Source organism: Bradyrhizobium monzae (assembly GCF_021458635.1).
Taxonomy (GTDB): domain Bacteria; phylum Pseudomonadota; class Alphaproteobacteria; order Rhizobiales; family Xanthobacteraceae; genus Bradyrhizobium.
Genome location: NZ_JAIRDQ010000006.1, coordinates 145,502 through 170,555 on the forward strand (window position 1 = coordinate 145,502; position 25,054 = coordinate 170,555).

Annotated in this window: 21 protein-coding genes and 1 tRNA gene; 13 read left to right on the forward strand and 9 right to left on the reverse strand. The window is 63.4% G+C overall.

Annotation, left to right across the window (positions count from 1 at the left end):
• Nucleotides 1-4 precede the first annotated feature (4 nt).
• The 6 genes from K3F49_RS22535 to K3F49_RS22560 all read left to right on the forward strand — a co-directional run bounded on the left by K3F49_RS22535 (nt 5) and on the right by K3F49_RS22560 (nt 7,456).
• Nucleotides 5-883 carry a branched-chain amino acid ABC transporter permease gene (locus K3F49_RS22535; RefSeq protein ID WP_234683144.1) on the forward strand — a complete coding sequence of 293 codons (879 nt, stop codon included), beginning with the start codon at nt 5-7 and terminating at the stop codon, nt 881-883.
• A 2-nt stretch (nt 884-885) separates the two neighbouring features.
• A complete protein-coding gene (locus K3F49_RS22540; protein WP_234683145.1) occupies nt 886-1,902 on the forward strand; it encodes a branched-chain amino acid ABC transporter permease in 1,017 nt (338 codons plus the stop codon).
• A 40-nt stretch (nt 1,903-1,942) separates the two neighbouring features.
• The gene (locus K3F49_RS22545; protein WP_234683146.1) at nt 1,943-3,172 is read left to right on the forward strand and encodes an ABC transporter substrate-binding protein; all 1,230 of its coding nucleotides are present in this window, start codon (nt 1,943-1,945) and stop codon (nt 3,170-3,172) included.
• Between the two features lie 118 nt (nt 3,173-3,290).
• The gene (locus tag K3F49_RS22550; protein ID WP_234683458.1) at nt 3,291-4,514 is read left to right on the forward strand and encodes an ABC transporter substrate-binding protein; all 1,224 of its coding nucleotides are present in this window, start codon (nt 3,291-3,293) and stop codon (nt 4,512-4,514) included.
• Between the two features lie 226 nt (nt 4,515-4,740).
• Nucleotides 4,741-5,970, forward strand: coding sequence for an ABC transporter substrate-binding protein (locus tag K3F49_RS22555; protein ID WP_234683147.1), 1,230 nt, complete (start codon nt 4,741-4,743; stop codon nt 5,968-5,970).
• 202 nt (nt 5,971-6,172) lie between these two features.
• A complete protein-coding gene (locus tag K3F49_RS22560) occupies nt 6,173-7,456 on the forward strand; it encodes a glycerate kinase type-2 family protein (RefSeq protein ID WP_234683148.1) in 1,284 nt (427 codons plus the stop codon).
• A 104-nt stretch (nt 7,457-7,560) separates the two neighbouring features.
• Here K3F49_RS22560 and K3F49_RS22565 read toward each other — a convergent pair whose 3' ends face one another.
• From K3F49_RS22565 to K3F49_RS22600, 8 genes are all read right to left on the reverse strand, one after another.
• Nucleotides 7,561-8,085: an NADH-quinone oxidoreductase subunit B family protein gene (locus K3F49_RS22565; RefSeq protein ID WP_234683149.1), complete on the reverse strand. Its 525-nt coding sequence runs from the start codon at nt 8,083-8,085 to the stop codon at nt 7,561-7,563.
• 3 nt (nt 8,086-8,088) lie between these two features.
• Nucleotides 8,089-9,603, reverse strand: a complete 1,515-nt coding sequence (locus K3F49_RS22570; protein WP_234683150.1) for a hydrogenase large subunit — start codon at nt 9,601-9,603, stop codon at nt 8,089-8,091.
• A 2-nt stretch (nt 9,604-9,605) separates the two neighbouring features.
• Nucleotides 9,606-11,045 carry a hydrogenase 4 subunit F gene (locus K3F49_RS22575; protein ID WP_234683151.1) on the reverse strand — a complete coding sequence of 480 codons (1,440 nt, stop codon included), beginning with the start codon at nt 11,043-11,045 and terminating at the stop codon, nt 9,606-9,608.
• Nucleotides 11,042-11,704 carry a hydrogenase-4 component E gene (locus tag K3F49_RS22580; protein WP_234683152.1) on the reverse strand — a complete coding sequence of 221 codons (663 nt, stop codon included), beginning with the start codon at nt 11,702-11,704 and terminating at the stop codon, nt 11,042-11,044. The genes K3F49_RS22575 and K3F49_RS22580 overlap by 4 nt, the downstream gene beginning before the upstream one ends.
• 2 nt (nt 11,705-11,706) lie before the next feature.
• Nucleotides 11,707-12,663, reverse strand: coding sequence for a respiratory chain complex I subunit 1 family protein (locus K3F49_RS22585; RefSeq protein WP_234683153.1), 957 nt, complete (start codon nt 12,661-12,663; stop codon nt 11,707-11,709).
• Nucleotides 12,660-14,660 (reverse strand): hydrogenase 4 subunit B, encoded by a 2,001-nt coding sequence (hyfB, locus tag K3F49_RS22590; RefSeq protein WP_234683154.1) that lies wholly within the window; start codon nt 14,658-14,660, stop codon nt 12,660-12,662. Before hyfB ends, K3F49_RS22585 begins: the two co-directional genes overlap by 4 nt.
• A gap of 40 nt (nt 14,661-14,700) precedes the next feature.
• Complete coding sequence (locus K3F49_RS22595) at nt 14,701-14,970, reverse strand: transcriptional regulator (protein WP_234683155.1); 270 nt, start codon at nt 14,968-14,970, stop codon at nt 14,701-14,703.
• A gap of 215 nt (nt 14,971-15,185) precedes the next feature.
• Nucleotides 15,186-15,707, reverse strand: a complete 522-nt coding sequence (locus tag K3F49_RS22600) for a MarR family winged helix-turn-helix transcriptional regulator (protein WP_234683156.1) — start codon at nt 15,705-15,707, stop codon at nt 15,186-15,188.
• Nucleotides 15,708-15,884: 177 nt separating this feature from the next.
• On the opposite strand from K3F49_RS22600, the gene K3F49_RS22605 reads away from it, so the two are divergent.
• From K3F49_RS22605 to K3F49_RS22615, 3 genes are read left to right on the forward strand one after another with little or no spacing between them, the layout of a single operon-like run.
• Complete coding sequence (locus tag K3F49_RS22605; protein ID WP_234683157.1) at nt 15,885-16,925, forward strand: branched-chain amino acid ABC transporter permease; 1,041 nt, start codon at nt 15,885-15,887, stop codon at nt 16,923-16,925.
• Between the two features lie 7 nt (nt 16,926-16,932).
• Nucleotides 16,933-18,702 carry a branched-chain amino acid ABC transporter ATP-binding protein/permease gene (locus tag K3F49_RS22610; protein ID WP_234683158.1) on the forward strand — a complete coding sequence of 590 codons (1,770 nt, stop codon included), beginning with the start codon at nt 16,933-16,935 and terminating at the stop codon, nt 18,700-18,702.
• A complete protein-coding gene (locus tag K3F49_RS22615) occupies nt 18,699-19,430 on the forward strand; it encodes an ABC transporter ATP-binding protein (protein ID WP_234683159.1) in 732 nt (243 codons plus the stop codon). The genes K3F49_RS22610 and K3F49_RS22615 overlap by 4 nt, the downstream gene beginning before the upstream one ends.
• On the opposite strand, the gene K3F49_RS22620 is transcribed toward K3F49_RS22615, so the two are convergent.
• A complete protein-coding gene (locus K3F49_RS22620; RefSeq protein WP_234683160.1) occupies nt 19,431-19,973 on the reverse strand; it encodes a disulfide bond formation protein B in 543 nt (180 codons plus the stop codon).
• 155 nt (nt 19,974-20,128) lie between these two features.
• Between K3F49_RS22620 and K3F49_RS22625 the strand changes: the two genes are divergently transcribed.
• The 4 genes from K3F49_RS22625 (at nt 20,129) to K3F49_RS22640 (ending at nt 24,946) form a co-directional block, all read left to right on the forward strand.
• Nucleotides 20,129-20,213 (forward strand) — tRNA-Leu (locus tag K3F49_RS22625).
• A gap of 1,325 nt (nt 20,214-21,538) precedes the next feature.
• Nucleotides 21,539-21,994 (forward strand): DUF3788 domain-containing protein, encoded by a 456-nt coding sequence (locus tag K3F49_RS22630; RefSeq protein ID WP_234683459.1) that lies wholly within the window; start codon nt 21,539-21,541, stop codon nt 21,992-21,994.
• Between the two features lie 285 nt (nt 21,995-22,279).
• Nucleotides 22,280-22,735, forward strand: coding sequence for a (2Fe-2S)-binding protein (locus K3F49_RS22635; protein ID WP_234683460.1), 456 nt, complete (start codon nt 22,280-22,282; stop codon nt 22,733-22,735).
• 3 nt (nt 22,736-22,738) lie between these two features.
• Complete coding sequence (locus tag K3F49_RS22640; RefSeq protein WP_234683161.1) at nt 22,739-24,946, forward strand: xanthine dehydrogenase family protein molybdopterin-binding subunit; 2,208 nt, start codon at nt 22,739-22,741, stop codon at nt 24,944-24,946.
• Nucleotides 24,947-25,054: the final 108 nt, after the last annotated feature.

Genomic DNA, 25,054 nt, shown 5'->3' on the forward strand with positions numbered 1-25,054 from the left:
CACGATGGAGCTTTTTACCAACCAGGTGCTGGCCGGCATTGCCACTGGCGCGATCTACGCCTGCATGGCGCTCGCCGTGGTCATGATCTACCAGGCGATCGACCATCTCAACTTCGCGCAGGGCGAGATGGCGATGTTCTCGACCTTCATCTCGTGGCAGTTGATGCAGTGGGGCGTGCCGTATTGGGCCGCGTTCGTGATCACCCTGGTCTTCGCCTTCTTCGGTGGCATCGCCATCGAGCGCGTCCTGTTCAAGCCGCTCGCGAAAGCGCCGATCCTGACCAACGTCGCCGGCTTCATCGCTCTGTTTGCGATCATCAATTCCTCAGCCGGCCTGATCTGGGACTTCACCATCAAGCAGTATCCGACCCCGTTCGGCTCCGCGCCGTTCCTCGGCAGCCAGCTGATCTCGACCCACCAGGCCGGGATGATCGGCGTCACCGTGCTGATGCTGATCGGACTCTACTTCTTCTTCCAGTACACGCGGATCGGCCTCGCCATGCGGGCGGCCGCCTCGGTGCCTGAATCGGCGCGCCTGGTCGGTATCAACACGTCCTGGATGATCGCGCTGGGCTGGGGCATGGCGTCGGCGATCGGCGCAATCGCCGGCATGCTGATCGCCCCGGTCGTGTTCCTCGAGCCCAACATGATGGGCGGCGTGCTGATCTACGGCTTCGCCGCGGCGGTGCTCGGCGGACTGACGAGCCCGCTCGGGGCCGTGGTCGGCGGTTTCCTCATGGGCATCTTCGAGAACCTCGCCGGCACCTACATCCCCGGCGTCGGCAATGAGCTGAAGCTCCCGATCGCGCTCGCGCTGATCATCTCCGTCCTGGTCGTCAAACCCGCTGGTCTGTTCGGCCGGCACATCGTCAAGCGAGTTTGATCATGAGCGCAGTCGAAGACGTCGTCGAAGGCCACGAGGCGGTCGAGGCCGTTCCGAAGCGGGCCATGACGCTGGGCACGGGCACCTCGGTGGTGGTGCTGTTGCTTCTCATCGCCGTTCCGCTGTTCGCGAAGAACTTCGTGATCTTCCAGCTGACCCAGCTGTTGTATCTGGGCCTCGCCGTGCTGGCGCTGAACATCCTGACCGGCGGAAGCGGCCAGTTCTCGCTCGGCCAGAGCGCGTTCTACGGCATCGGTGCCTATGTCACCGCTGTCATGATGGAGCAGTTCAACATCCCCTACTTCCTCTGCCTGCCGGTCGCGGGCGTGGTCTGCTTCGGCGCGGGCTTCCTGTTCGGCCAGCCGGCGCTGCGGCTCTCCGGCGTCTACCTCGCGCTTGCGACCTTCGCGCTGGCCACCGCGATGCCGCAGCTGCTCAAGCTGAACTTCCTCGAGAAGTGGACCGGCGGCGTGCAGGGTCTTGTCGTCACCAAGCCCGACGCGCCGTTCGGGCTGCCGATGTCGCAGGACATGTGGCTGTATTATTTCACGCTCGTCGTCGTGCTCGCGATCTACATCTTCTCGGTGAACCTGCTGCGCTCCCGCTCGGGCCGCGCATTCATGGCGATCCGCGACAACGAGATCGCGGCCTCCGCCATGGGTGTCAACGTCGCGCTGTACAAGACGCTGGCCTTCGGCGTCTCCGCGGCCATCACCGGCGTCGCCGGCGGCCTGAGCGCGATCGCGGTGCAGTTCGTCGCGCCCGACAGCTTCACCATCACTCTCGCGATCCAGCTGTTCCTCGGCATGGTGGTCGGCGGCGTCGGCTGGCTGCCCGGCTCGATCGTGGGTGCGGCCTTCATCATCTTCGTTCCGAACATCGCGGAAGGCATCTCCAAGGGCCTCTCCGGCGCCGTGTTCGGCGTGCTGCTGTTCCTCGTCATCTACCTCGTGCCGCATGGCGCAAGGCAAGTCGCGATCCTGGGCCAGCAACTCGCCGGGCGACTCAGGAAAAACTAAGACCTTCATCAAGACTGTTGTTTTAACCAAGGAGACCCAATTGCTTTTCGGAAGAACACTGCGAACCGCAGCGCTCGCGACTGCGGTCGCAACCCTCGCCTCCAACGCAGCCCTCGCCCAGAAGAAATACGACACCGGCGCGTCCGATACCGAGATCAAGATCGGCAACATCATGCCGTACAGCGGTCCGGCGTCGGCCTACGGCATCATCGGCAAGACCGAGGAAGCCTATCTCAAGATGATCAACGACAAGGGCGGCATCAACGGCCGCAAGATCGTCTACGTCACCTATGACGACGGCTATTCGCCGCCCAAGGCAGTCGAGCAGGTCCGCAAGCTGGTCGAAAGCGACGAGGTGCTTGCCGTGTTCAACCCGCTCGGCACGCCCTCGAACACCGCGATCCAGAAATATCTCAACGCCAAGAAGATCCCGCAGCTGTTCGTTGCCACCGGCGCGACCAAGTGGAACGACCCCAAGACCTTCCCCTGGACCATGGGCTGGCAGCCCTCCTACCAGAGCGAAGCGCAGATCTACGCGAAGTGGCTGATGAAGGAGAAGCCCGACGCCAAGGTCGCGATCCTCTATCAGAACGACGATTTCGGCAAAGACTACCTCAAGGGCACCAAGGACGGTTTTGGCGCCAAGGCGTCGTCCGCGATCATCCTGGAGGAAAGCTATGAGGTCTCCGAGCCGTCGATCGACGGTCACATCGTCAAGATCAAGGCCGCCAATCCCGACGTGCTGCTGATCTACACGACGCCGAAGTTCGGCGCGCAGACCATCAAGAAGACCGCCGAGCTCGGCTGGAAGCCGCTGCAGATCATCACCAACGTGTCGGCCTCGGTCGGCAGCGTGATGAAGCCGGCGGGGTTCGAGGCTGCGCAGGGCGTGCTGTCGGCGGCTTACGCCAAGGACGGCGCCGATCCGCGCTGGGCCGACGATGCCGACATGAAGAAATGGGTCGAGTTCCTCGACAAGTACATGCCTGGCGCCGACAAGACCGACTCCAGCGTCGTCTACGGCTACGGCGCCGCGCAGACGCTGGTCAAGGCGCTGGAACAATGCGGCGACGATCTCACCCGCGCCAACCTGATGAAGCAGGCGGCGAGCCTCAAGGACTTCTCGCCGGATACCCTGCTGCCCGGCGTCAAGATCAACACCGGACCGAATGACTTTGCCCCGATCAGCCAGCTGCAGATGCAGCGGTTCAAGGGCGAGAAGTGGGAACCGTTCGGCGACATCCTGAGCGGCGACATCGCTCCCGAGTGACGCGCTGACGCAATAGTCCAAGGTCGAAAGCCCCCGCGAGCAATCGCGGGGGCTTTTTGTTGACGTCGTGCATCAATCTTGTTCAATGCGGCGCCGATCCAGGTGAGGTGGGAGAATGATGACTGCCGTTCGATTTCAGGTTGTGGTGTTTTCAGCCGCATTCGCGTTGTGCGCTGCGATGAATCCCGCACTGGCGCAGAAGTCCTACGACAGCGGCGCTTCCGATACCGAGATCAAGATCGGCAACATCATGCCCTATAGCGGCCCGGCCTCGGCCTACGCCGTGATCGGCAAGGCCGAGGAAGCCTATTTCAACAAGGTCAATGCCGAGGGCGGCATCAACGGCCGCAAGGTCAAGTTCATCTCGTATGACGATGCCTATTCGCCGCCGAAGACGGTGGAACAGGCGCGCAAGCTGGTCGAGAGCGACAACGTGCTCTTGATCTTCGGCTCGCTCGGCACCTCCACCAACAGTGCCATCCGCAAATACATGAACGAGAAGAAGGTGCCGCAATTGTTCGTGGCGAGCGGCGCCTCGAAGTGGAACGATCCGCAGAACTTCCCGTGGACGATGGGCTGGCAGCCGAGCTACGCCAGCGAAGCCAAAATCTACGCCAAGTACATCATGAAGGAGAAGCCGGACGGCAAGATCGGCGTGCTCTACCAGAACGACGATTTCGGCAAGGACTATCTGAAGGGGCTGAAGGACGGGCTCGGCGACAAGGCCTCGATGATCGTGATGGAGGAGCCTTACGACACCTCGGAGCCTGCGATCGACGAGCACGTCGTGAAGCTGAAAGCCGCGGGCGCGGAAATCTTCATCAGCATCACCACGCCGAAATTCGCGGCGCAAGCGATCAAGAAGGCGGCCGAGATCAACTGGCACCCGATGCACATCGTCTCCAACGTCTCGACTTCGGTCGGCGGCGTGATCGAGCCGGCGGGCTACGAGATCTCGCAAGGCATTTTGTCGGCGAGCTACACCAAGGACGGCTCCGACCCGCAATGGAACGCCGACGAGGGCATGAAGCGGTTCTACAACTTCATCGCGCAGTTCAATCCGAAGGCCAACAAGCTCGATGCCGGCGTGGTGTTCGGTTATGCGGCAGCCCAGACCATGGTGAAGGTGCTGCAGATGTGCGGCGACAACCTCACCCGCGACAACATCATGAAGCAGGCGGCGTCCTTGAAGGACTTCGAGCCGGACACGCTGCTGCCCGGCATCACGATCAACACCGCGCCCGACAATTTCGCGCCGATCGAGCAGCTCCAGATGATGCGGTTCAAGGGCAAGACGTGGGAATTGTTCGGCGAAATCATCTCGAGTGACCTCGGTCACTGATCGCAACTCAGAATAGCCTGGGTCCCGCCAGGCAACTCAAGACGGTCTCGCCTTCTCGCAGTTGCACAGGAGGCTCTGACTACTAAAGACGCAGCCCCTGCGACGTTGTCGCGGGGGCTTTCTGTTGAAGGCCCGGGGTAAATCGTATTGAATTGCGGTCGCGTCGCCAAAAACAGTCAAGGCAAAAAAAGGAGCGCACACACACCAAGAAAATAGGGAGATTGGAATGCCCGCTGTCACCGGCAAGCTTGCGGCCGCGTCACTGGCGCTCGCGCTCATTGCGGCCACGACCTCCATCGCATCGGCCCAGAAGAAATACGATACCGGCGCGACCGATACCGAAATCAAGATCGGCAACATCATGCCCTACAGCGGACCGGCCTCCGCCTACGGCATCATCGGGCGGACCGAATCCGCCTATTTCAAGAAGATCAACGACGAAGGCGGCATCAACGGCCGCAAGATCAACTACATCAGCTATGACGACGCCTATTCGCCACCGAAGACGGTGGAGCAGGCGCGCAAGCTGGTCGAGAGCGACGAGGTGTTGTTCATCTTCAACTCGCTCGGCACGCCGCCGAACTCCGCGATCCACAAATACATGAACTCGAAGAAGGTGCCGCAACTGTTCGTCGCCACCGGCGCCACCAAGTGGAACGACCCGCAGAACTTCCCCTGGACCATGGGCTGGCAGCCGAACTACCAGAGCGAGACGCAGATCTATGCGAAGTGGCTGTTGAAGAACAAGCCCGACGCCAAGATCGCCGTGCTCTACCAGAACGACGACTACGGCAAGGACTATCTCAAGGGCCTGAAGGACGGCCTGGGAGCCAAGGCCGCCTCGATGATCGTCATGGAGGAGAGCTATGAGACTTCCGAGCCGACCATCGACAGCCACATCGTCAAGATGAAGTCGACCGGCGCCGACGTGTTCATGAACATCACGACGCCGAAATTCGCCGCACAGGCGATCAAGAAGGTGGCGGAGATCGGCTGGAAGCCGCTGCACTTCCTCAACAACGTTTCGGCTTCAGTGGGCAGCGTGATGAAGCCCGCCGGATACGAGAACGGCCAGGACATCATCTCGGCCGACTATCTCAAGGACGTGTCGGATCCGGAATGGAACAACGATCCCGGCATGAAGGACTTCCTGGCCTTCATGGGCAAGTACTTCCCCGAGGGCGACAAGCTCGACAAGGGCACCATCGTCGGCTACGCCGTGGCGCAGACGCTGGTCCAGGTGCTGAAGCAGTGCGGTGATAATCTCACGCGCGAGAACATCATGAAGCAGGCGGCGAGCCTGAAGGACTTCCGCACCGAGGCGCTGCTGCCGGGCGTGAAGATCAACACCTCGCCGACCGATTTCGCGCCGATCAGCCAGCTTCAACTCGAGAAGTTCAAGGGCGAGAAGTGGGAGCTGTTCGGGGACGTGATCAGCGCCGACGTCGGCGGTTAGCTCGACTGGACATGCGACGATAAAAAGCCCCCTGCGAGATGATCGCAGGGGGCTTTTGCTGCGGCGATTATGATCACGCGATTGCACAATCGAATGATGGTAAAGCCTGCTTACCCTTTCGCGCCCGATGCGCTAGGCAGGTGCATGGCGACGTTGTCGCCCTCCCTCTAGTCTGCTCACGAGTTTGCTGAAGGCCCTCGTCATGACCGATCGACGCCCCCTGCTCCGCGCGCTCTACGACGCCGCCGTTGCCGCCGCGCATCCCAACACGATCCTGGCGCCGCATCTGCACCCCGCACCCAAGGGGCGCGTGATCTGCCTCGCCGCCGGCAAGGGCGCGGCCGCGATGGCCGCGGCTGCGGAGCGGCACTATCTCGACACGCTCGCGCTCGCGCCAGAGCGGCTCGTCGGCATCGCCACCACCCGCCATGGCTACGGCGTGCCGACGCGCCGCATCCGCGTCGTCGAGGCCGGCCATCCCGTGCCGGATGAGGCTGGCCTTAAGGGCGCGGCCGACACGCTCGCACTCGCGGGCGAGGCCGGACCGGACGATCTGCTGCTGGTGCTGCTCACCGGCGGCGGTTCGGCAAACTGGATCGCGCCGGTGGACGGCATCAGCTTTGCGCAGAAGCAGGCCGTCAACAAGGCGCTGTTACGCTCGGGCGCGCCGATCGGCGAGATGAATACCGTCAGGAAGCACCTGTCGCGCATCAAGGGCGGGCGACTGGCGCGCGCAGGCCAAAACGCCGCCGAGATCGTGACGCTCGCGATCTCCGACGTGCCGCATGACGACCCGTCCGCGATCGCGTCCGGCCCGACTGTGCCCGATCCGACCACGCTTTCCGATGCGCGCGCGATCGTTGCGAAATACAAGCTCGCGATCGACGATGCCGTGCGCCGCGCGCTGGACGATCCCGCCAACGAAAGCGCCAAGCCTGATGATGCCGCCTTTGCGCGCGCGCGTTTCGAATTGATCGCGCGTCCCAAGCAGTCGCTCGACGCCGCGGTGACGCTTGCCAAGAACGCCGGTTACGAGACCATCGACCTCGGCGCCGATCTCGAAGGCGAGGCCCGCGAGGTCGCGTCCGATCACGCCAGGCTGGCGCTGCAGGCCCGCGCGCAAGGCAAGCGCGTCGCAATTCTCTCCGGCGGCGAGCTCACGGTGACTGTGCGCGGCAATGGCCGCGGCGGTCCCAATCAGGAATACGCGCTGGCGCTGGCCGCCCTGCTCAAGGACACGCCAAATATCTCGGCACTCGCCGGCGACACCGACGGCGCCGACGGCGGCGCGGGCCATCCCACCGATCCCGCCGGCGCGCTGATCGACGCGGCGACCTTTGCGAAGATGAAGGCGCTGGGGCTCGCGCCGCAGGCGTATCTCGACAACAACGACGCGACGACGTTCTTCGAGGCGACGGGCGATCTGCTGATGCCGGGTCCGACGCTGACGAACGTCAACGACATCCGGGTGCTTTTGGTGGATTAGGGCTCGCCCTATTCGACGCCATCGCGGCTTGGCCAGACCGTAATCCACCCACAACACCGCTGTCATTCCGCGCGAGAGCGGTGACGGAGCGTGGGTGCGGCGGCTTACCGCGTGCCGCTGACGTGCTTCAGCAGCGCGAGCAGGCCCTTTAACAAGTCCGTCGGCGATGGCGGACAGCCCTTGATGTGCAGATCCACCGGAACGGTCTCGGATACGCCGCCGACGCAGGCGTAGCTGCCTCTGAAAATACCGCCATCGATCGCGCAACCGCCGACCGCGACCACCCATTTCGGATCGGGCGTCGCGTTGTAGGTCCGTTCCAGCGCCTGTCGCATGTTCTTCGTCACGGGCCCCGTGACCAGCAGCACGTCGGCATGGCGCGGCGAGGCGACGAAGCGCAGCCCGAAACGTTCGATGTCGTAGAAGGCGTTGGACAGCGCGTGGATCTCGAGCTCGCAGCCGTTGCATGACCCGGCATCGACCGCGCGAATGGCAAGAGAACGCCCAAGCCTGGCCTGGGCGGCGCGGTCGACTTTCGCTGCGAGCTCCGCCAGCGCTGAATCGTCCGGCGCTGGCGCGGGCTCCGTCAGCGAACCATGGGTGAGGCTTTCGAGCAGGGTCTTGCGCATGGCTTAGAGGTCCACGCCCGAATAGGAACAGTTGAACGACTTATTGCAGAGCGGGAAGTCGGCAATGATGTTGCCCTCGATCGCGGTTTCCAGCAGCGGCCACTGGAACCACGACGCGTCGCGCAGGTGGCAGCGTTCGACGCGCAACTCGCCATCGAGCCGCAGCCACACCAGAACGTCGCCGCGGAAGGCCTCGGTGAGAGCCATGCCTTCGCAGGCACCGCGGCCGATCCCGGGAGGCAGCGCGGTTTCGAGCCCTCCCGGCCCAAGTTGGTCGAGGATCTGCTCGATCAACCCGATGCTCTGCTCGACCTCGCGGATTCGGATCCAGACCCGCGCGTTCACGTCACCGGCCTGGAGTACCGGCACCTCGAACGATAACGTGTCGTAAGGCGCGTAGGCAATCGCCCGCCGCGCATCGAAATCGCGGCCCGAGGCGCGGCCGACATAACCGCCGGCGCCAAACCGGCGCGCATATTCCGCCTTCACGATGCCCGTGGTGACGGTGCGGTCCTGCAAGGACGCCGTGTTGTCATAGAGCTCGACCAGGCGCGGAAAGACCTTGCGTAGCTCCGCGAGCAGCGCGCGTAGCGCGGCAACGCCGTCCGGCGCGATGTCACGGGTCACACCACCGGGCACGATGACGTCCATCATCAGGCGATGGCCGAACGCGACATTCGCAGCGCGCAAGCAGCGCTCACGCAAAATGCCGGTCTGGGCATGCATCAGCGCGAACGACGCGTCGTTGCAGATGGCCCCGATGTCGCCCAAATGATTGGCGAGCCGCTCCAATTCCGCCATCAGCGCCCGCAAAAGGGTCGCTTGCCTCGGCGCCTCGATCTGCAGCGCCGCTTCCACGGCACACGCAAAGGCGAAGGCATAGGCGACGGCGCTGTCGCCGGAAGTGCGGCTGGCGAGCTTCGCAGCAACCTCCAGGCTCGCGCCCTGCATCAGCGATTCGATGCCCTTGTGGGTGTAGCCGAGCCATTGCTCCAGCCGCACGACATGCTCGCCATTGGCGGTGAAGCGGAAATGGCCGGGCTCGATGATCCCGGCATGGACGGGGCCGACCGCCACCTGGTGCAACGCCTCGCCCTCGGCCGGCAGGAACTGGTATGGCCGCACGTCGCGCGATGCGTTGCGGCCGGAGAGCGGATAGGATTTGCCCCAGGCATGGTGATCGAGCCATGGCCGCAGATCGTCGGCGACACTTGGAACGAGCCCGAACAGATCGTGGATGGTCCGCTCCAGCCGAAGCGCCGGCGGATGACGGCTGGCGACGCTTGGAAATGTGCCGGCCGCACACTCGTAGGTGACGACCGCGATCTCGGCCGAGCCTCCATCGCGCACAGCCATATGCACCGCGGTCGGCTCACCCCAGAGGCCAAGCAGTGTGAGGCCTCCCTCGACCAGTCGATCGATCGCCGCCTGCCACCCCGCCTCCGTCACGACCGCGCGCGGCCAGGGCCGGTGCGACAACACCGCTTTGACTTGGGGGATGTTGTCGAGGATGTCCATCGCTACCCCAGCAGCTTCGCGACGTTCTGGAAACCGGTGACCAGCACCGGCGGCAGATAGATGCCGGCCATCAGCACCAATCCGAGGTGCGTGAACATCGGCACGTAGGAGGCTTCCGCCGGCGCGGTCTTGCCTTTGGGCTCGCCGAACATCACCGCGCCGACCCGCAAGAAAAGACCGCCGAGCGCGATGATGATGCCGAGCACCAGGATCACCGTCAGCCAGGGCGCGCGGGCGAAAGTCGAGCTCACCACGAGAAACTCGCTCATGAAGATGCCGAGCGGCGGCAGCCCGACGATGGCGATGACGCCGAGCATCAGGCCCCAGCCGAGCGCAGGGTTGGTCACCGTGAGCCCGCCGATATCGGCGATCTTCTGTGTGCCCTTGACCTGTGCGATATGGCCGACCGCGAAGAAGATGGCCGACTTGGTCAGCGAATGCATGGTCATATGCAACAACCCTGCGAAATTCGCGAGCGGCCCGCCCATGCCGAAGGCGAAGACGATGATGCCCATATGCTCAATCGAGGAATAGGCGAACATCCGCTTGATGTCGCGGCGCCGGTACAGCATCAGTGCGGCGAAGATCACCGAGATCAGGCCCATGGTCACCATCAGCGGACCCGGCGCGATCGCCGCGGAGTTGACCGCGAGCATCATCTTGAAGCGCAGGAGCGCATAGAGCGCGACATTGAGCAACAGACCGGACAGCACCGCCGAGATCGGCGTCGGGCCCTCGGCATGCGCATCCGGCAGCCAGGCGTGCAGCGGTGCGAGGCCGACCTTGGTGCCGTAGCCGAGCAGGAGGAAGACGAAGGCGACGTTGAGCAACGCCGGGTCGAACTGTGCGGCGTGCTTCACCAGCACCGTCCATACCATGCCGTCCAGCCCCTCGCCCACCGCGGGACGCGCCGCCATATAGACCAGGATCGTGCCGAACAGCGCGAGCGCGATGCCGACGCTACCGAGGATGAAATACTTCCAGGCGGCTTCCAGCGCCTCGTGGGTGCGGTAGATACCGACCATCAGCACGGTCGTCAGCGTCGCCATCTCGACCGCGACCCACATCAGGCCGATATTGTTGGCGACGAGCGCGAGGTTCATCGCGAACATCAGCGTCTGGTACATCGCGTGGTAGAAGCGCAGGAAGGCCGGCGTCAGCCGACCGGTCTCGATCTCGTGGTGGATGTAGCTCGCGCTGAACACCGATGTCGTGAAGCCGACGAAGGTCGTCAGGACGATGAAGACCTTGTTGAGGTCGTCAAGCAGCAGATATTGCCCCGACGTCGGCTCGATCACGAACAGCGACAGCGAGGTGAGGAAGGTCGCGAACGCCGCAACGACATTGAGCTTCGCCGTCAGCAGGTAGCCGGGCAGGATCGCGAGCAGCGCGGCCGAGATGGCCGGGATCAGCAGGATCGCCCCGAGCGCGTCGATCGTCATCGCCGCTCTCCTCTGAAGCGATCGAGCTCCTGCACGTCCACGCTGTCAAAACGCTCGCGGATGCGGAACAGGAAGATGCCGATCACGATGAAGGCGATCAGCACCGAGAAGGCGACGCTGATCTCGACCACCAGCGGCATGCCCTTGGCGCCGGTTGCCGCCAGCACCAGCCCGTTCTCCAGCGACATGAAGCCGACCACCTGGCTCACCGCGTTACGCCGCGTCACCATGATCAGGAGGCCGAGCAGCAGCACCGAGAGCGCAAAGGCAAGGTCTTCGCGCGCCAGCGCGTCGGCGCCCGGGGTGACACGCAGCATCACCACCATCGACAGCGCGACGAGGCCGATCCCGGCCATCATGGTCAGGCCCACGCCGATCACGTTCTCGATCTCGCGGTGAATGCCGAGTTGTCGGATGATCCGGTGCAGCGCCACCGGAATGATGATGGCCTTGAAGACCAGTGCGATCAGCGCCGTGACGTAGAGATGTGGCGCGTGCTGCACATAGGCCTGCCAGGCGACCGACAGCGCCAGCACGCCGGCGTGCAGCGCATAGACGTTGAGCAGCGCATAGAGCCGGTCCTGGTAGAGCATCATGAAACTCGCGAGCACCAGAGAGCCGGCGAGCAGATGGGCGATGTCGAATTGCAGGCTGCTCATCGCTAGAGGCTCCCGGATACGAAGCGCAACAGGGTGGCAAGCAGCGCCAGCATCAGCGCCGCGCCCAGGAACTCGGGGATCCTGAATACCCGCATCTTGGCGATCGACGTCTCGAATACGGCGAGCAGGAAGCCGAGGACCACGAGCTTGCCGAGATAGAGCAGTGCACCAAGGCCGAGCCTCACGACGCCTGCATCCGCCGCCGCCGTGCCCCATGGCAGGAACACGCAGGCGATCAGTGAGACATAGAGCAGGAGCTTGAGCTGCGACGACAGATCGATCAGCGCGAGATGCCGCCCCGAGTATTCCAGCACCATGGCCTCATGCACCATGGTGAGTTCGAGATGGGTGGCCGGATTGTCGACGGGGATCCGGGCATTCTCCGCCAGCGCCACGATGGTCAGCGCGACGAAGGCCATGCCAAGCGACACGCGCAGGCCGACCGCGTCCGAGCCCATGAATTCGGCGACGTTGGACAGCTGGGTCGAGCCCGCGATCATCGCGACGGAGAAGACGGTGATCAACATCGCAGGCTCGGCGAGCGAGGCGATCATCACCTCGCGGCTGGAGCCGATGCCGCCGAAGGCGGTGCCGACGTCCATGCCGGCGAGTGCCTGGAAGAAACGGGCGCTGCCGAGCAGCGCGATGATGGCGATGAGGTCGGCGCTCCAGGAGAACAGGAGCCCATTGCCGAAGGTCGGCACGAGCGAGGCCGCGACCCAGGTGCCTGCGAACATCAGATAGGGGATGACGCGGAACAGCCAGGAGGCGTTGTCCGCCAGCACGACGTCCTTGCGCATCAGGCGGATGAGATCGCGATAGGGCTGCATGAGCGGCGGACCGCGCCGGCGCAACAGCCGCGCTTTCACCTTCCGGACGAAGCCGGTGAGCAATGGCGCAAGCAGCAGCACGAGGCACATCTGGACGCCTTGCGAGAGGATGTCGCGAAGCGTGGTCATAGCGCCACCACCAGGAGCAGCACGACCAACGCGGCGAAGACCAGGGTCAGATAGCGGCGGATGGTGAGGAATTGCAGCGTATTGATGCGCTCGGTCGCGACGCTGATCACCTTGGCGATCGGCGCGTAGAGCGCATCCCAGATCAGGTCGCGCATGTCGACCGTGAGCCGGGCCGGCGCGGGCGACAAGGGCGGCGGCATCTCGCCGATCTCGCGCGCGGCAAGGATGACGCTGCCGAACACGCGGCGGATCGGCTGCGAGAAACTGGAGGCGGAGTACTGGATCGCGGGGCTCGGATCCGGATAGCCGCAATCCCAGGCTGGTGCGCGACGCAGGCGATCGGACGCCAGGCGATGAATGGCGGAGGCTGCGGCCATGCCGCTGAGCGCTGCGAACAGAAACACCAAGAGGCCGTTATAGGAGCTGCGGCTCTCCGCGATCGGCACGATGGTCAGCCACTCCAGTCCGGTCTGGTGCGGCATGACGTTGCCGACCATGGCCTTGCTCACCGGCGCGAGCGCGTCGATGAAGAGGCCGGGCAGGATGCCGGCGACGAGGCAGAGAGCAGCAAGCGCGAACATCGCCGCGAGCGAGAAGCGATCCGTCTCGTGCGCGGATGCGGCGACATCCGAACGGGGACGGCCGAGGAAGCTGATGCCGTAGAGTTTGACGAAACACGCCGCGGCGAAAGCAGCGGCGAGCGCCAGCAGTCCGCCGACCGCCGGGATGATCAGCTTCAATCCCCAGTTCGGCAGCTGCGGTGAGAGCAGGATGGCCTGGAAGGTCAGCCATTCCGAAACGAAACCGTTGAACGGCGGCAATGCCGAGATCGCGACGCAGCCGACCAGCACCGCGAACGCCGTCTTCGGCATGCGATGGATCAGCCCGCCGAGCTTCTCCATATCGCGCTCGCCGGTGACTTCCAGCACGGCGCCGGCGCCGAAGAACAGCAGGCTCTTGAACAGCGCGTGATTGAAGACGTGCAGCAGCGCCGCAGTGAAGGCGAGCGCGGCCACCCAATCGAGCCCCTGCGCCTTGAAGGCGAGTGCCAGCCCCAGGCCGGTAAAAATGATGCCGATATTCTCGATGGTCGAATAAGCGAGCACGCGCTTGATGTCGCGCTGCATGAGCGCATAGAGCACACCCAGCGTCGCGGTCGGTCCGCCGACCAGGAGCACCACCACGCTCCACCACCACACCGGCTCCGGCAGCAGATCGAAGACGATGCGTACGAAGCCGTAGACGGCGACCTTGGTCATGACGCCGCTCATGAGGCCGGAGACGTGGCTGGGGGCGGCAGGATGGGCGAGCGGCAGCCAAGCGTGTAACGGCACCAGGCCAGCCTTGGAGCCGGCGCCCAGCAGCACGAGGATCACCACCATGCCGGCCAGCGCAGCAGAAGGATGCGAGGCTCGGATCGCGTCGAAATCGTAACCGGCGCGGCTCGCGAGCAGGCCGAAGGCGAGCAGCAGCGCCAGCGTGCCGAAACTTGCCATCAGAAGATAGACATAGCCGGCGCGGACATTCTCGGCCTCCCGGTGATGCGACACCACCATCGCCCAGGAGGTCAGCGACATGAATTCCCAGGCGACCAGGAAGCTGAAGGCATCATTTGCCAGCACGACGACGTTCATCGCCGCGAGATAGGCAGGATAGAACGGCAACACGCGGCCGGGAGAGTCCTCGTGTTGACCGTAACCGAGCGCGAACAGGCTCGCAGCGGCGCCGCCGAGATTGACGACGACGAGGAAGAACGCGGACAGTGCATCGAGCCGGAAATGGGCACCGAGCCAGGGCAGGCCGATCGGCAGAGTCGCGGTCGGCGTCAGATAAGGGAAATAGAGCAGATCGGACAGCGCCGTGACACATAGCGTCGATGTGGCGATCAGGCATCCGCCGTAAAGGATGAACGAGCCGCGCGGGCGCGCCGACAGCACGACCCCCGCAGGCGCCAGCGCCAGCAGAGCCGCCACCGACCATAGCGCCACGGCGATCATGGCCGCTCCTCGATCATGATCCGCGCGCGCGTCGCCATCGCTATTGGCCGCCTGCGCTCGGGGGTGAAGATTTCAGCCGCACACCACGGCCCCCGGCGCTCGACGCCGCCCCCTCGGCGATCAGCTCGATGCCGGCAACCGACAGCGCCTCGACCAGCTTCACCAGGGAATCGACATTGCCGCGGATCACCCCTTCGGAGGCCTCCATTCGCTGGATCGTCGGCAGCGACAGCGAACAGAGCTGCGCGAGTTCGCGCTGGTCGATCCTGAGCAAGGCACGGGCGGCTCGAAGCTGCGCGGCGGTGATCACGGGGCGAATGTCCGTGGCAGTTGCGGTGATGGATTTGCCAAGCTTAGGACGCGTAAAATGACGTTTCAAGCATCATTTTCTATATGCAACGCATCATTGCGTGCGACGTCCGCGGAGCTCACGCCGCGCACCCCGCCATCAGGCTCGTCCCGACCCACCGTCATTCCGGACACGCGTTGCGCGAACCCCAGTTGCGCATCCGATGACTGTCCGCCTCAAAACTCGTTTGCGATCTTCGACAGCATCCCCAGCAGGGCCTCGCGGTTGGCCTGGCCGAGCAGCTCGTTCAGCCGTGACTCGTGCTTGGTGGCGACGAGCTTCTTGGCGCGCGTCAGCACGGCCTTGCCCTTGTCGGTCAGAACCAGGATGTGCGAGCGGCGGTCGTTGGTGGAGCGGATCCGGGCGCAGAGGTCGCGGCTCTCGAGATTGTCGAGCAGGGCGACGAAGTTCGGCCGGAGGATGCCGAGAGTGGAGGCGATCTCGGTCTGGTTCCGGCCCGGGTTCTTCTCCACCAGCAGCAGCACCGAGAACTGCGCCGGCGTCAGCTGGAGCGAGGCCATGCAGCGCAAGAAGTTCTCGAACACCTTGAGCTGGGCGCGCTTGAGCACGTAGCCGAGCTGCTCCGAGAGCTCGCCGAGCTGGAGGGCCTCGGGCAGGCCCTCGGCGGCATCCTTGCGGCCCTTGGTCGCGTCACCGGGCTTTTCGGAGGACTTTTCAGCGGTTTTGGAAACGGTCATCGCCTCATGCTCGCATTCCCGCTAAATTCGGGACGGGTCATTTGCTGCCCTTGAGATTATATTTGATAATTGTTATGGACCATATCAAATATCGTCAGCGTATTTCAATGGCTGTGAACGGACCCTCCACCGCAACCGCGGAGATTGGTCCGGATCGTTGAGGGGGAGCGTCCGGTCTTGAACACCACCATCATGCTGTTCCTGCTGCAGGACGGCATTACCAATGGCGCGATCTATGCGCTGCTCGGCCTGGCGCTGGTGCTGGTGTTCGCCGTCACCCGCGTCATCCTCATCCCCCAAGGCGAATTCGTCACCTATGGCGCGCTGACCTATGCCTCGCTGGCCTCGGGCCAGATGCCGGGCACGGCCAAGCTTGCGCTGGCCATGGGCATCGGCGCCTGCGCCTTCGACCTGTTCGCGGCCCGCAAGGCCCTGCATGGCCGGCTGATCGTCCGCAGCGTCCTCGCCAACATCGTGCTGCCGGCCATCGTGCTGGCGCTGACGATCTACTTCGCGGCCCAGAAGCCGCCGGTCGCAGTCTGCATCGCGCTGTCGCTGGTGATCGTGGCCATGATCGGCCTCTATCTCTACCGCATCGCGTTCCAGCCGCTGGCGCACACCTCGGTGCTGGTGCTGCTGATTGCCTCGGTCGGCGTCCATCTGGCGCTGCAGGGACTGGGCCTGCTGTTCTTCGGCGCCGAGGGCCAGCGCGGACCGGCGGTGCTCTCCGGCGCCTTCAGCGCGGGCTCGCTGCGCTTCACCGGCCAGAGTCTCACGGTCTACGGCATCACCATCGCCTTCATCGTCGGGCTCTGGCTGTTCTTTGGGCTAACGCTTTACGGCAAGGCGCTGCGCGCCACCGCCGTCAACCGGCTCGGGGCGCGGCTCGCCGGCATCCGCACCACGCTGTCGGGCCAGATCGCCTTCCTGCTGGCCTCCGTCATCGGCGCGCTGTCGGGCATCATGATCGTGCCGATCACGACGCTCTACTATGACTCCGGCTTCCTGATCGGCCTGAAGGGCTTTGTCGCCGCGATCATCGGCGGCCTCGTCAGCTATCCGCTCACAGCGGTCGCAGCCCTCTTCGTCGGCATCGTCGAGGCGTTCTCGTCCTTCTATGCCTCGAACTACAAGGAGGTGATCGTGTTCATGCTGCTGATCCCCGTCCTGCTGTTGCGCTCGCTCGCCGCGCCTGCCGTCGAAGAAGAGAAGGACTGAGGCAGAGATGCAGAGCCGGCTTCCCATCCTCATCTTCGCGGTTTTGATGGCAGCGATCCCGTTCGTCCCGGGCATGCCGCCATTCTGGATCGTGCTGCTCGACAATATCGGCCTCACCGCACTGGTCGCGATGGGGCTCGTGCTGCTGACCGGCGTCGGCGGCCTGACCTCGTTCGGCCAGGCCGCCTTCGTCGGCTTCGGCGCCTACACCACGGCGCTGCTGACGACGGCCTACGGCCTGTCGCCCTGGCTGACCTTGCCGCTGTCGCTCGTGGTCAGTGGATTGCTCGCGGTGCTGCTCGGCCTGGTGACGGTCCGCCTCTCCGGCCATTACCTGCCGCTCGGTACGCTGGCCTGGGGGCTCGGCCTGTTCTACCTCTTCAGCAAGCTGGAATTCCTCGGGCGTAACGACGGCATCTCGGCGATCCCGCCGCTGTCGGTCGGCTCGTTCAGGATGCTCGATCCCGGCTCGATCTACTTTGCGATCTGGGTCGCGGTCATCCTCTCGGCCCTGGTCACGATGAACCTGCTGGACTCCCGCACCGGCCGCGCCATCCGCGCGCTGCGGCGCGGCCACGTCGCGGCCGAAGCGTTCGGCGTGCACACCCCGCGCGCCAAGCTCCTGGTGTTCATCCACGCCGCCGTGCTCGCCGGCCTGTCCGGCTGGCTCTACGCCCATCTCCAGCGCGCGGTGAACCCAACGCCGTTCGGCGCGCAGGCCGGCATCGAATATCTCTTCATCGCGGTGGTCGGCGGCGCCGGCTATGTCTGGGGCGGCGTGCTGGGTGCTGCCATCGTCGTGATCCTGAAAGAGGTGCTGCAAAGCTACCTGCCGCTGATCCTGCCCGGCTCCGGCCAGGTCGAGACCATCGTGTTCGGCATCATGCTGGTGGCGCTGCTCCAACTCGCGCCGGGCGGTGTCTGGCCCTGGCTGATGTCGCTGCTGCCCGAGCGCACCGGCGGCAAAAAGCCGGACACCTCGCTGAAGCTCGAGGCGCGCCCCCGCTCGCCCGGCCAATCCGGCGTGCTGCTTCAGGTCGAGAAGGCGCGCAAACAATTCGGCGGCGTGGTCGCGGTCAACAACGTCTCCTTCGACGTCCACGCCCGCGAGATCGTGGCGCTGATCGGACCGAACGGCGCCGGCAAGAGCACCACCTTCAACCTGATCACCGGCGTGCTGTCGGCGACCTCGGGCTCGATTTCGGTGCTCGGCAAGAAAGTGGATCGCGCGCCGCCGCAGGAGATCGTCAAGCTCGGCATCTCCCGCACTTTCCAGCACGTCAAGCTCGTGCCTGACATGACCGTGCTGGAGAATGTCGCGATCGGCGCGCATCTGCGCGGCCATTCCGGGCCGCTCGCCTCGATGCTGCGTCTCGACCGCGCCGATGAAGCAAAACTGCTTGCGGAAGCCGCCCGCCAGATCGAGCGCGTCGGCCTGCCCGACCAGATGCATCAGCTCGCAGGCTCGCTGTCGCTCGGACAGCAACGCATCGTCGAGATCGCCCGCGCGCTGTGCGTCGACCCGATGCTGCTGCTGCTCGACGAGCCCGCGGCCGGCCTGCGCCACATGGAAAAGCAGCAGCTTGCGAAACTGCTGCGCGATCTGCGCGACGGCGGCATGAGCGTGCTGCTGGTCGAGCACGACATGGGCTTTGTGATGAATCTCGCCGATCGCATCGTGGTGCTGGATTTCGGCACCAAGATCGCGGAAGGCACGCCCGCGACGATCAAGACCAATCCCGAAGTGATTAAGGCCTATCTCGGAGTGGCGGCATGAGCGCGCTGTTGTCCGTCACCGATGCGCATGTCGCCTATGGCAAGGTCGAGGCCGTGCGCTCGGTCGCGCTCGACGTCGGCGAGAACCAGATCGTCACCATCGTCGGCGCCAACGGCGCCGGCAAGACCACGCTGCTGTCGGCCATCATGGGCATCCTGCCGTTGAAGGGCCGTGTCAGCTTTGCCGGCCGGGACCTGGCCCGGCTCGACATCGAGGACCGCGTCGCGATGGGGCTTGGCCTCGTGCCTGAGCACCGCGAATTGTTCGTGACCATGAATGTCGAGGACAATCTCGAGCTCGGCGCTTTCCGCATCGAGCGAAGCAAGGCAAAGGCCTCGATGGAGCAGGTCTATGCGCTGTTTCCGCGGCTGAAGGAGCGGCGCAAGCAGCTCGCCGGCACGCTCTCCGGCGGCGAGCAGCAGATGCTCGCCATGGGCCGCGCCCTGATGGGCGCGCCGAAGCTGCTGATGCTGGACGAGCCGAGCCTCGGCCTCGCACCGATCATCGTCGCCGACATTTTCCGCATCATCACCGAGCTGCGCGCCAGCGGCGTCTCCGTGCTGCTGGTCGAGCAGAACGCCCAGGCCGCGCTGAAGATCGCCGACCAGGCCTATGTGATGGAGCTCGGCGAGTTCGTGCTCAGCGGCAAGGCCAGCGATATCGCGGCGAACGAGCGTGTGGCGGCCAGCTATCTCGGCTTCCAGCACGAAGGTGAGAGCGCAATCTGATTAGGCGCGCTGTGTGGCCCGCACAAAGCCCCAGGCGGCGATCCCTGCCATCAGCAGCGAGATCAGCACGTTGTAGCCGGCGAGCGAGAGGCCGAGGAAGCGCCACTGCACCTCGTCGCAGCGCACCACCTTGACGGTGTCGAGCCGCGACAGGAGATCGCCGGCGTTGCCGAGATTGACGACCGGACCGCTGCAATCGGTCGGCCCCTTCCACAACCCCCATTCGACGCCCGAGTGATAGGTCCCGAGGCCGGCATTGGCGAGCGCCGCCAGGGCGAGGATCGCGAGCCCGGCCAGCAGCAGCGGCCGCGGTGCACCGCTTCGCGCCGCCAGCACGGTGAGCGCACCAAGCGGGATCGCGAGATAATAGGCGTAGCGCTGCTCGAGGCAGAGCGGACAGGGCAGGATCTCCAGGACGAGCTGGAAGAACCAGGCCCCCGCGATCGTCGCCGCCGCGATCAGGGTGACGGCCAGCGAGGCGGTCACCGCAGGCGCACTGGCGGCCGGTCGAAATGCGGGTACTGCAGCACTCTGGGTCGTCACGGCGGCCTCTCCGGATCAGGCGTGGCTTTAAGGCTCTAACCCCGGCCCAGGCCCCTGTCGAGAACGCCCGGGATCACTTTGGCGCGGGTTGACCCCGGTTTTTCCATGGCTATAGTCCGCCGGCTTCGCGAGGCTCCTTCCGGGACCGACCGAGGGCCCCTGTGGCGGAACTGGTAGACGCGCTCGACTCAAAATCGAGTTCCGCAAGGAGTGCTGGTTCGATTCCGGCCAGGGGCACCAAGATGAAAACATCAATAATAACAATAGCTTACGATGATGGTTCGATTCCAAGATTTCGCGAAAATTCTCAACGCACATTGAAAACACATGTAAAAATTCGCTCCAGCCGTGCGTGTTGTCGGTATTTTTGTCGGTATTTGGGAGAACCACCGTTCGCGGCGAATTTCGTTATTCCGAACGAATTGAGCAGATGACGCGTAAGAACGATGGCGCGTGCGCTAACCCCAAGCAGCGACGGCAGGTTCGATTTCGGAATCTCTGAACCGCGGTATTCGCGCTCGGTGTGATCTACCTAGGCGGCTTTCAGCTTGCTGATCGCCGGGTCGGCGAACCCGGCGACGCGTATGGAAAGCCCGCTTCGCTAGCTGCCACCGCGAAGGAGTAACGCTGCAACGGTCCCACCGCCCGCCGGCAGCGGGACGTTGCCTGTTGTTCGATCTGGCGAGGTCACTTCACCGCCATCTTGGCGGCGAGCGGCTTACGCATGACGGGCATGTAGTCTCTAGCGAAAAGCATCCTCCGAACGGACCGCGAAGAACTACGGCTTGTGCGAAGAATTCACGCAGTATCGCGAAATTCTTCGGTAGTTTGAAGGTAGATTCGAACAATCGGATCCAAGGGTGAGTTGTAGCGAAGCGTGGCGGAGAGAGTGTCAGTCAATCCCCATTGAAAGATAAAGCATTTTCGACCTTCATAGACCAAAACCCGCCGTCTGAGCTACGGTCGGAAATGGTTTCGCTTCCGACAAGTGCCAATGCTGAAATCATAGCCTAGGCAGCCGCCGAGCCACACCAGGCCAGGTCGGGAGCTTTCATTCGATGGGATAGGGATGGCGGCCACGACGCTTTGGATACGTTAGGCGCCTCATGGCGAACAACGAATCGGGGCGTCGAGTCAGGCGCCGCTACAGCGCTAGACCTTCCCAACTAAGACCTAGCCGGAAGCGAACTACGGTGGAAATGCCGACGCCTTCGCAAGCACGGAGCGTTAACTCAAACACCTGGGAGTTCTATGTCGCACGCGTCTCCCTGAACGGACTAGGCTCAAATGCCGGTCAAAGAGTCCTGTCCTGTCCTCCACGGACCGGAGGTCCAGATTCCGTGTCCGCAAATCCACGCGCCGGATTTCAGCTTTGACGGGCAACTCGCCTATGCCCCAATGGTGGAGAAAGGTTCGTGACAGAACTTCCGATTCTGCGACGGAAGAAATATCAGGCGCAACACAGATTCAAACCTTGGGACCATGGCGACCTTCGCGCAAGATCAAGGTCGGCCGCCAAGTCTTCCGAACCGTTCGTGAAAAAGTTGTGGTTGAAGGAAAGCGGCATGGAACAGCCCCCCCAGATCGGTGACAGGATCACTGACAAGTCAGCATCGCCCGATGATAGCACCGTCCGCGACTGGATCGGACCGGGCGCGTTCAAGCACTGGGCCTCTCTGCAGAACTGGATCGCGGAATTCTACCCCGGTGTCTTCGCGCCGGAATGGCTCTATGGCGGTAAGAAGCGCGGCTGGTCCCTACGCTACAAGAAAACAAAGGCGTTCTGCACGTTAGTGCCAGAATACAGGCGGTTTTCGGCCGTGGTGGTCTTGGGGGGAGCAGAACGAGAGAAGTTTGAGGAGCGCCGTTATGTCTGGCGCTCGCAGTTGGTCAAGCTTTACGGTGAAGCCAAAACATACCCGGACGGGAAGTTCCTGACAGTTGCGATCTCATCCGCAGACGATCGGCATGATGTGACGGAGCTTTTAACCATGAAGCGCCCTCCACCGTCGCGCGGTTGAATGTCGCGGAAATCCTAGGTTTCGCGACCAAGTCGACGACGCTGAACTTTCGGAAGCGCAAGACGAGGTTATCCAGTAACCAGAATATATGGTTCGCCGTGGCATGCAGCACCGCTCGCGCCGAGCGGAGCGTCGTGGCTGCATTCCCCGTTGCTATGGAAACTATACAAGCCGGCTATTGGAAAGCTTCGGCCCGTGTTGCGATCAATGCGTAGAGCTTTCGCGGATTTCATGAGTGACGTTGATTGGCTCATGGCTCACTCCCTACGCGCTCAAGAGGCATTTATGGCTTTCACATTAAAGGTCAACGGCTCATCCCATGAGATCGATGTCGACGGCGACATCCCGTTGCTGTGGGTGCTGCGCGATGTGCTCGGCATGACCGGGACCAAATTCGGTTGCGGCCAAGCACTGTGCGGCGCCTGCACCGTGCATATCGACGGCCAACCGGTCCGCTCCTGCCAGACGTCGGTCAATAGCATCGGCGACAGCGTGGTCACCACCATCGAGGCGATCGGCCACACGCCGCAAGGCGCGGCCTTGCAGAAGGCGTGGTTGGATCTGGAGGTGGTGCAGTGCGGCTACTGCCAGTCCGGCCAGATCATGTCAGCGGCGGCATTGCTGAAAGATACTCCGAAGCCGAGCGATGCGGATATCGACTCGGCGATGTCGGGAAATGTCTGCCGTTGCGGTACCTACCAGCGTATCCGGGCCGCGATCAAGCAAGCAGCGGGAGTTTGAGCCATGGATGGGTCGATTCTAACGAACCGGATCGAAGGTGAAACGGCGATGTCGCGGCGCACCTTTTTTCAAGGCACAGGTTTGCTGCTCGGTTTTGCTCTGACCGGTGCACGCACGGAGCCCGTGTTCGCGGCGCCTGTTTCGCAAGTAACCGAAAACGACGTCACGGGTACTTTCGCGCCCAATGGATTTATACGGATCAATCCGACTGGCGCCGTGACCCTGGTCATTCCGATGATCGAGATGGGACAGGGCGTTTACACGTCGCTCTCGATGCTTCTCGCTGAAGAGCTGGAAGTGAAGCTTGACCAGATTCAGGTTCAGCATGCGCCGCCAAATCATGCGCTTTACGTCAACTCGATCATAGGCATTCAAAATACAGGCGGTTCCGCCTCTGTCCGCGCCTTCTGGACACCACTACGTCAGGCAGGGGCAGTGGGTCGTAATCTGCTGATCGCGGCAGCCGCAAAGCGCTGGAATGTCGATCCAGCGTCTTGCCGCGCCAAGGATGGCGTCGTGTTCGATGCATCAGGCTCGAAGCATCTGAGCTACGGCGAACTTGCGAGGGCTGCGGCGGAATTGCCTGTGCCGCCGGTGAAAAATGTCAAATTGAAGGATCCGAAGGATTTCACCCTGATCGGCACGCGTGCCAAGCGCGTGGATTCACCGATTAAGGTCGATGGGCGAGCGCTCTACGGCATCGATACGCGACTGCCGGGTATGAAGGTTGCAGCGGTTGCTATTTCGCCCGTGCTCGGTGGCAAAGCGAAAACGGTGAACGAGAAGGCCGCGCTGGCAGTGAAGGGCGTCCGGCAGGTGGTCAATATCGATGAAGCTGTTGCCGTGGTAGCGGATCACATGGGTGCGGCGAAGAAGGGGCTCGAGGCTGCCGCCATCACGTGGGATGACGGGCCGAACGGCAAGGTCAACAACGCCGATATCGTCAAGCAATTGGAGGAGGAATCCAAAAAGCCGGGCGTTGTTGCCCGTAACGAAGGCGATGCGGGGAAGGCTCTTGCGGAGGCAGCGCAACGGGTTGACGCCATCTATCAGGTGCCTTTCCTGGCCCATGCGGCGATGGAGCCGATGAACTGCACCGTTCATCTGCGGAAGGATCGTTGCGACATCTGGGTCGGAACACAAGCGCCTACGATCACGCAGTCTCTGGTGGTCGAACTCACCGGCCTGCCAAAGGATGCGATCAAAATTCACAATCATCTGATTGGCGGCGGCTTCGGCCGAAGGCTGGAGGCCGATGGCGCGGTGCTGGCCGTCAAGATCGCCAAGCACATCGATGGCCCGGTGAAGGTGATCTGGAGCCGCGAGGAAGACATCCAGCACGACATGTATCGGCCGTACTATCTCGATCGGCTGTCGGCCGGACTTGACGCAGCCGGCAAGCCGGTTGCCTGGACGCATCGGATCGCCGGCTCCTCAGTCATGGCTCGCTATTATCCCCCTTACTTCAAGGACGGATTGGACCCCGATGCCGTAGAAGCGGCAGCCGAGCCGCCCTACGCGCTGCCCAATATCCACGTCGACTTTGTCCGGGTCGAGCCCCCTGGTGTCCGGACGTCCTGGTGGCGCGGCGTCGGACCGACTCACAACGTTTTTGTGGTCGAAAGCTTCATGGATGAGCTCGCTCATGCCGCGAAGCAGGATCCCGTCGCTTATCGCAAGGGATTGCTAGGCCACAATCCGCGAGCCCTCGCTGTTCTGTCGCTGGCGGCGGAAAAAGCAGGCTGGGGATCACCCCTTCCCGCGCGGCATGGCCGCGGAATTTCGGTACAATTCGCATACGGAAGTTACACGTCGCAGGTCGCCGAGGTCGAAGTGGCGGCCGATGGTTCTGTCAAGGTCAAGCGGATCGTCTGTGCGATTGACTGCGGCATGTACGTCAATCCAGATACGATCGAAGCACAGATTCAAGGTGGAACACTTTTCGGCCTGACCGCCGCTCTCCATGGGTCAATCACTTTCAAGGATGGACGGGTCGAGCAGAGCAATTTCGACAGCTATCTGCCGATGCGTATCGACGAGGTGCCGGTGGTGGAGACACACCTGGTTAGGAGCTCAGAGGCCCCGGGCGGCGTTGGTGAAACTCCGACAGCCGTTGTCAGTGCTGCAGTGGCCAATGCGATCTTCGCCGCGACCGGCACGCGTGTGCGCCGCCTTCCGGTCGATAGCAATTCGCTGAAGTCGTCGTCTTAGTCCCCTGCCTGTCATCCCGCGCGTCGCAGCGCGCACGGGACGACGGTGGGGAACTAAAGCCCCGGAGCATAATGGCTGTGGGAGCGTTCGCGTTCTCCGTAGGTCCCA